Here is a 7,763-nt window from a genome sequence, read left to right as displayed (position 1 = left end):
CATGCTGGGCGTACCATAAAGCAAACAGGCCGTATAGGTGAGCTGCCGCCCTCCGTTCGGCCTGTTTTTCATTTTCATGCGTATTTCTAGTCCTCTGTCGATCGTTCGGTTCGTCCAGTATTTGACGAATGTGAACAATCGGATTCCAATTTGCGGATGATTTCCTCGATTTCTTCCGGTGTGAGGATTTCCTTTTCTTCTTTCTCCATTTTAGAGCCTCCTTGCAAATCATGGATCAAGCAGCTTGTGATGAAAGTTCAGAGGTCCGCCTAAATCAGGGAGAGAATCTCTTGATACATATAAGGTAAAGATACTTGTCGATCCGCATACCCCGCCTCATAAACCGCTTTAGGCATGCCATATACGATACAGGATTCTTCGGCCTCAACGATCACGCGCCCCCGCTGCCGTTTCACTTCACCGCAACCCCTTAACCCGTCCGTCCCCATTCCGGTAAGAATAACCGCCAGTAAACGGTCCCGGTAAATCAAAGATGCGGACTGAACTGTCACATCAATGGATGGCTTGTACAGGTGGCTCTCGTCCTCCACAATGTTTATTCTGGTCGTTCCGGCATTCGTTTTTTGAAATAACGTTTGATACCCCGCAGGAGCAACATAAATGATCCCAGGCCTTACCACATCGCCGTCTTCCGCTTCTTTCACTTTCAAATGACAAAGGGTATCGAAACGGTCTGCCAAAGGTTTGGTAAAACCGGGCGGCATATGTTGAACGACGACAATGCCTGCCGGAAAGTCAGGCATAAATCGGGGAAGAATGGATTGGATGGCAGACGGCCCGCCTGTGGAACACCCGATAATGAGCAGATCAACGGAAGAGGAGCCTGGCTTCTTTTGGGCTTCCACCGCTTCTTTCATCGCGGCAACTTTGTTTCTTAACGGTAGTTTTGCACTGGCGGCGGTCTTTACCCTCAACAGAAAATCGCCGATGATTGCAGGTTCCGCAGGATCCTTCATCAAGGAGCTTTTGGGGAAGAAGTCGACTGCCCCTAATTGCAAGGCCGTCAGAGTGGCTTCCGCTCCTTCGCCTGTTAGTGTGCTCAGCATGACGACGGCTACCGGATGGTGCTTCATGATATACGCCAAGGCGGTTATTCCGTCCATTTCCGGCATTTCCACATCCATCGTCACGACATCCGGTTTGAATCGCTTTATCTTTTCGATAGCCTCGAGGCCATTGCGGGCGACTCCCACGATAAAAAAATCCGGATCTTTCTCAAACAAGAGGCTGATGGCTCTCCTCATGAATGCGGAATCATCGACGATCAGCACACCGTACCGACTCAATTGGCGTTGCCTCCCTTATGATGCAAGTTTCAACATGCTGGCGTCCCATCACAAAAGAGAACTTTCACCGTCCCCCTTTTCGGTAATAAAATGTCGCACGAGCATTGATGGTTTCGAAATGGGTGTTCATGCCCGTTATCGTCTCGGCATGTCCCAAAAATAAAAATCCGCCTGCATTTAATCGATTGTAAAATTTTGCAATAACCCGGCGTGTTGTGGCGGCATCGAAGTAGATCAGCACATTTCTGCAGAAAATGATATCGACGTTTTCGATCGCCGCCATGTCCTCATTGTTTAAAAGATTCGAATGCCGGAATTCAATCCTGTCTTTGATGAAGCTGCTGATTTGAAATCCTTCATCTTGCGGAATAAAGTACTTGTCCAGCATCTCCTGTGGCGTCCGGCGGAAACATAGCGAATTTTTATGGTACCACCCGCGTCTGGCGATTTGCAGAACTTTATGATTAATGTCGGTGGCAATGATGTGCACCGATTTCAGCGGGACAGCCCCTGATTCTGCAATGGTCATCGCCAAGCTGTAAGGTTCTTCTCCCGTAGAGCAGGCGGCGCTCCAAATCCGGATACATTCCTGATTCCGGAATTGGGGAAGAACCGCACGGCTTAATTCATGGAGCTGATTCTCTTCACGAAAAAAATAAGTTTCGTTGTTGGTAATGAGTTCAATCAGGTGATTCCATTCTTGCGGGTTCCGCTTCAAGAACTCGGTGTACTCCCGGTACGACATATCGAGAACGGATAGTCTCTTCGCCATCTTGGATGCAAGCAAGGATAGATTGTCCAAGTAATTTAATCCGCAATAGTCATATATCATTTGGCCCAAATCTTCCAAGCACACATCATAATTCTGAGTTTCGTTTATGAACTTGATATACATGAAGGTTACATCTCCCATATGAGCAGCGCATTGACAGGGTCCTCAAAGCTCTCTCAATGGTTCGCCTTAGCGAAAAAACGGACGTCAGGCTTGCAATTTACGAAGCGAATGTTGAATGGACGCAGACCGGTCCGCCAGTTCCCGCGCAACGACAACGATCCTTTCCACATCCTGAATATTTTGACGGACAACACGTTCCGTATCGGACATCGCCTTTTCGAGTTTGTCCATTTCTTTCACTTGATAGCCGGTTGCTTCCGTAACTTCGGCAGCCTGCTCGGTTACCTTTTCGACGGCTTTTACAATATCCTTTCCGTGTTTGGCTTGTTCCACGGTAGCCTCCGTGATCTGACGCACCTGCTCACGGGCATTCTCCACACCCTTAACGACTTCTTCGACGGCGGCGGCCTGCTCCTTCGTCGCCTGCGTCACCATTGCGGCCTGTTTGGTTACATTTTCGACTGCCTGTACGATATTTTCGCCTTGCTTCGCCTGCTCGACGGTGGCTACGGTAATTTGTCGCACCTGTTCACGGGCATTCACGACACCCTTAACGATTTCTTCAACGGCGACGGCCTGCTCCTTCGTCGCCTGAGTGACCATATCGGCCTGTTTGGTCACATTTTCGACCGCCCGTACGATATTTTCGCCTTGTTTCGCCTGCTCGACGGTGGCTACGGTAATTTGTCGCACCTGTTCACGAGCATTCACGACACCCTTAACGACTTCTTCAGCGGCGGCGGCCTGCTCCTTCGTCGCCTGCGTCACCATAGCGGCCTGTCTGGTTACATTTTCAACCGCCCGTACGATGTTTTGCCCCTGCTTGGCTTGTTCGCCAGTCGCTACCGTGATTTGAAGCACCTGTTCGCGGGCATTCACGACACCCTTAACGATTTCTTCAACGGCGATGGCCTGCTCCTTCGTCGCCTGAGTGACCATATCGGCCTGTTTGGTTACATTTTCGACCGCTCTGACGATAATTTCGCCTTGCTTGGCTTGTTCGCCAGTTGCTACGGTGATCTGCCGCACCTGCTCACGGGCGTTGGTTACCCCCTTGATGACTTCCTCAACTGCAATGGCCTGTTCCTTCGTCGCCTGCGTCACCATGTCGGCCTGATTGGTTAATGAGCCTACGGCGATCACGATTTGTTCGCTTCCCTTAGCCTGTTCAACGGTAGCAGAAGTGATCTGTCTGATTTCATTCGTAATGTTTTCGACTCCGGTGACAATCTTCTCGATGGCTGTACCCGTTTCATCCGCCAATTTGTTGCCTTGTTCAACTTTGACCATGCCGATCTCGATCGCTTTGATCGCGTCGGTTGTTTCACTTTGAATCCCTTTGATTAATTGGGCAATTTCCTTGGTCGCTTTTGCGCTTCTTTCAGCGAGCTTCCTCACTTCATCGGCAACTACGGCAAAACCTTTTCCGTGTTCACCCGCTCGTGCCGCTTCAATCGCGGCGTTAAGCGCCAAGAGGTTGGTTTGCTCCGCGATATCATCGATAACTTCAATAATACTTCCGATTTCTTCCGAGCTTTTGCCCAGATTGGCCATGACATTGGAGGCCTGCTTTACGACATCGGCAATTTCCTTCATGCCTGTCAGAGACTGACCGACTGCCTTTTGTCCGTCTTTGGCATCTATCAGAACCTGATCCGTAAGGGTGTTCACATTTTGGGCATTTTTAGCTACCTGTTCGATCGATGCCGCGATTTGCTGGATCGAGGCGGAGGTATCGACGGCGATTTTCTGCAATTGGTCTGCATTGACAGCAACGCCGCGAATCGATTTTCCCATCTGTTCAATGGATACGGAGATTTGTTCAACCGAACTGGCTGTGCTCGCGGCATTTCCGGCTACTTGCTGAATAGAAGCGACCATCTCCTGGATCGCATTCGAAGTTTCTTCCATCAGAGCGGTCGAGCTCGCCGAATTGTCGGCTACCCCTTTGATCGATCGCCCCATCTCTTCAATGGAAGCGGAAATCTGCTCTACCGAGCTTGCCGTGTTTTCGGCATTTCCGGCAACCTGCTGAATGGAAGCGACCATCTCCTGGATCGCGCTCGAGGCTTCTTCCGCCGATGCGGTCAGACTCGCCGCATTATTGGCTACGCCTTTGATCGATTGCCCCATTTCTTCAATGGATACGGCGATCTGCTCCACCGAACTTGCCGTACTTTGGCTATTGCCGGCAACCTGTTGAACGGAGGCGACCATCTCCTGGATCGCATTCGAAGTTTCTTCCGCTGAAGCGGTCAGGCTCGCCGCATTATCGGCTACCCCTCTGATCGATTGCCCTATCTCTTCAATAGAAACGGAAATCTGTTCCACCGAGCTTGCCGTACTTTGGCTATTGCCGGCAACCTGTTGAACGGAGGCGACCATCTCCTGGATCGCATTTGAAGATTCTTCCGCCGAAGCGGTCAGGTTCGCCGCATTATCGGCTACGCCTTTGATCGATTGCCCTATCTCTTCAATAGAAACGGAAATCTGCTCCACCGAGCTTGCCGTACTTTGGCTATTGCCGGCGACTTGTTGAACGGAAGCGACCATCTCCTGGATGGCCTCCGCGATTTCGCCGGCGGAAGCAGCCAGACGATCCGAATGTCGGCTTACCCCTTCAATGGACTTCGTAATCTCTTCAACATTGCCGTATGTAGATTCAAGGGCTGACGACTGTTGGCTAATCCCATGAGCAATCTGTTCCGTAACGACGGCAAGCTCCTTCAGATTTTGCTCTAGTCGTTTGGAATCGGTTATAGTCGCTTCAATGGTTTCCGAAACTCCTGCAGCCTTCATAAATCGATGAGCCATTTTTTGGTCAGAGCGCTCATGGAATGTTTCCTCCCTTTTTCAAACTGGTTTTCATAGCTGGGAAAATCGACATCGTTAGACCACGTCATCTATGATTTCGGATTCGACAGACTTCAGGTTATGGGCCAATTTGAATATCCCGGTTACGTCCAGGATCAGCGCCACGCTTCCATCCCCCAAAATCGTGGCCCCCGAAACGCCTTCGACCTGTCCGATATAGGAACCGACGGATTTCACTACGATTTCCTGGCTGCCGATCAATTCATCGACGACCAAACCGAGCCTTTTTTCGGCCAGACCGATAACCACGATAAATACATGCTTGGTTTTTCTTTTGCTGTTGGGCATTTTAAAAAGATCGTGAAGACCGATGAGCGGAACCATTTTTTCCCGGATTTTCACCACAGCTTGTCCCTTCACGGAGTGGATCTCTTTTTTCGGTATACGGACGATTTCGATCACACTGTTCATGGGCAAGGCATAAGTCGTTTCCTGCAGCTTGATCAGCAGTCCCCGCAGAATAGCCAAAGTTAAAGGCAATTTAATCGTGAACTTCGTCCCTTCGCCCACACGGGTTTCGACATCGATCAATCCGTTTAATTTCTCGATATGATTCCGGACAATGTCCATCCCGACTCCGCGTCCCGATATATCGCTTACCGATGAGGCTGTCGAAAATCCTGGGAGAAAAATAAGCTGAATCCATTCCTGTTCCGACATCATGTCGGCGTCTTGCGCCGTAATCAGATGCTTGCGTATGGCGGATTGCTTGACTTTCTCCGCATTAATTCCCGCCCCGTCGTCCTCTACCGTCAGCACCACCTGATTTTCCTGATGAGATGCCCGAATTTTGATCGTGCCTTTAAGGGATTTGCCTCGTTTTTTCTGTCTTCCACTTCTTCTATTCCGTGGTCTATGGCATTCCGGATCAGGTGAATCAACGGATCGCTGATTTCCTCGATGACGGTCCGGTCCAGTTCCGTCTCTTTCCCTTCAAGCAGCAGATTGACTTCCTTGTTTAACGTTCGGGCCAAATCCCGTACCATTCTTGGAAACCGGTTGAACAGTCGCTCGACGGGAAGCATGCGCGTCTTCATCACGGATTCCTGGAGTTCCCCGATGATTCGGCTGAAATGGATGGAGATTCGCTCCAGGTCATCCACCGTTTCATCCGAGGAGTACCGGTCGCGCAGCAGACTTCCGACTTGAGCGATTCTTGTATGGTCGATGACCAGTTCGCCAACCAAATTCATCATGTTGTCCAGGTGTTCCACATCGACGCGAATCGTTTGTCCGATTTTCTTCTCTTCTTTTCTGCCCGGTCCGGGGATCGGGTTATCCGGCTCCGCGTCCTTGCCGGCCTCTGGCCATGACACGCAGGCATCTGCCGGGTGGTCGTGTGAAACCGGCGCCACTTCGACAGCTTCAACATCAAGGAGCTGGCTCAGCGCTTGCCGGAGGGCATCGGAATCGGCATTCGTCTTCACGATATAGACCATTTCACGGAGGTCTGTATCTTCTATGACGCTGTCCAAATCGGGTTCCGACGAAATAACGGTTCCCCACTTTTTCAGATGGTTGAACACAATATAAGCCCGGGGAAGCTTCATCTCACAATGTTCGGATAACCGAACTTTACATCTCCACTTTCTTAATGGCTGGTTATGATCTTTATCCCGCGTCCTTAGCGATTCGGCGTTCTCCGCCGTTCCTTTTTCCAATTGCCGCAATTGCCGCACAATAGAATCGATGCCGGTTTTGGCGTAACCTTCCTGTTCAATTTCTCTTTTCAACCCGTTCAAATGATCCAGACATTGAAAGAGGAGATCCACAACCTGCTGCGTCACCGGCATACGCTGGTTGCGAATCTTGTCTAAAATGTTCTCCATCTCGTGGGTCACTTGTTTCATTTCCTCGAAGCCCATCGCTGCGGATGAACCTTTCAATGTATGGGCAATCCGGAAAATGTTTTGTATGATTTGCGGGGACTCGCCTTGCTGTTCCAGGTTCAGGATTTCCATCTCCAACAACTGGAGCAAATCTTCCGCTTCCGACAGGAAAACGCCCATCATTTCCGAACGATTCATATGGGTCCCCCCTTACCCGACAAGAACATGATGTAGATTCAAGATGCCGATCAATCCTTCTTCCGACAGGCCAATCCCCTGAAGATAGCTGCTGTCGATTCCGGCAACAATTTCGGTAGCGGGCTGTATTTCAGAAAACTTGATCACTTGATTCACGCCATCTACGACGATGCCGATCATTTCTTCGTTATGATTCACCACGACGATTCTCGCTTTAGGAGTGACAGCCGTCTCTCCCAATTGAAATCTTTTACGCAAGCTGATGATCGGCACAATCTTCCCCCGAATGTTCGTAACGCCTTCCAAAAAGTTTTGCTGTTCGGTACTGCGGTTATTTTTTGCATTTTGATAATTTCATAGACTTCAGAAATTTTCAGCGCGTATTTCTCCGCACCCAGTTCAATCACGATATATTGGTCTTGCTGTGAAACCTCCACCGTTTCACCCCCTTGGGACGTTGACTCAAGCAAGGAATGCCGATTCGGCAAATGCCGTTTGATCCATTCCCAGGACTGACGAGGAACCTGTGATGTATGGAACCGCTGATTCACCGGGATGTCCCTTCGCTCAGAGGATCGTGTTGACAGGAGCTACATAGGTCTTGTAACCTACTGCACTAAGTGCGTCACCAAGAAACAGTTCGCACAACTGAACTTGTGC

At 50.0% G+C, this 7,763-nt stretch carries 6 protein-coding genes and 1 pseudogene; all 7 read right to left on the bottom strand.

What is annotated here, in order from left to right; genetic code table 11:
• Positions 1-86: 86 nt before the first annotated feature.
• The 7 genes and pseudogenes from PACILC2_RS27915 to PACILC2_RS07165 all read right to left on the bottom strand — a co-directional run bounded on the left by PACILC2_RS27915 (position 87) and on the right by PACILC2_RS07165 (position 7,510).
• On the bottom strand, positions 87-209 hold the full coding sequence (locus PACILC2_RS27915; RefSeq protein ID WP_256364509.1) for a hypothetical protein: 123 nt from the start codon (positions 207-209) through the stop codon (positions 87-89).
• Between the two features lie 60 nt (positions 210-269).
• Complete coding sequence (locus PACILC2_RS07185; RefSeq protein WP_213528359.1) at positions 270-1,307, bottom strand: protein-glutamate methylesterase/protein-glutamine glutaminase; 1,038 nt, start codon at positions 1,305-1,307, stop codon at positions 270-272.
• Between the two features lie 64 nt (positions 1,308-1,371).
• Entirely contained in the window at positions 1,372-2,202 is an 831-nt protein-coding gene (locus PACILC2_RS07180) for a CheR family methyltransferase (RefSeq protein WP_244863325.1), read from the bottom strand.
• Positions 2,203-2,286: 84 nt separating this feature from the next.
• A complete protein-coding gene (locus tag PACILC2_RS07175; protein ID WP_244863324.1) occupies positions 2,287-5,016 on the bottom strand; it encodes a methyl-accepting chemotaxis protein in 2,730 nt (909 codons plus the stop codon).
• A 75-nt stretch (positions 5,017-5,091) separates the two neighbouring features.
• Positions 5,092-5,835 carry a chemotaxis protein CheA gene (locus PACILC2_RS26540; protein ID WP_244863323.1) on the bottom strand — a complete coding sequence of 248 codons (744 nt, stop codon included), beginning with the start codon at positions 5,833-5,835 and terminating at the stop codon, positions 5,092-5,094.
• Positions 5,829-7,103 (bottom strand): Hpt domain-containing protein, encoded by a 1,275-nt coding sequence (locus PACILC2_RS26535; RefSeq protein ID WP_244863322.1) that lies wholly within the window; start codon positions 7,101-7,103, stop codon positions 5,829-5,831. Before PACILC2_RS26535 ends, PACILC2_RS26540 begins: the two co-directional genes overlap by 7 nt.
• 12 nt (positions 7,104-7,115) lie before the next feature.
• Positions 7,116-7,510: pseudogene (locus PACILC2_RS07165) on the bottom strand (chemotaxis protein CheW).
• Positions 7,511-7,763 lie beyond the last annotated feature (253 nt).

This window comes from Paenibacillus cisolokensis, assembly GCF_018403665.1.
Taxonomy (GTDB): domain Bacteria; phylum Bacillota; class Bacilli; order Paenibacillales; family Paenibacillaceae; genus Paenibacillus_AH; species Paenibacillus_AH cisolokensis.
Note: the sequence above shows the minus strand (reverse complement) of the source record. Positions and strands in the feature narration are given on the sequence as shown.

What these genes read in the sequence shown, in the direction of transcription:
- PACILC2_RS26535 (WP_244863322.1), bottom strand. Translation starts at nt 7,103, where the DNA reads ATGAATCGTTCGGAAATGATGGGCGTTTTCCTGTCGGAAGCGGAAGAT.
- PACILC2_RS07175 (WP_244863324.1), bottom strand. Translation starts at nt 5,016, where the DNA reads ATGGCTCATCGATTTATGAAGGCTGCAGGAGTTTCGGAAACCATTGAA.
- PACILC2_RS07180 (WP_244863325.1), bottom strand. Translation starts at nt 2,202, where the DNA reads ATGTATATCAAGTTCATAAACGAAACTCAGAATTATGATGTGTGCTTG.
- PACILC2_RS27915 (WP_256364509.1), bottom strand. Translation starts at nt 209, where the DNA reads ATGGAGAAAGAAGAAAAGGAAATCCTCACACCGGAAGAAATCGAGGAA.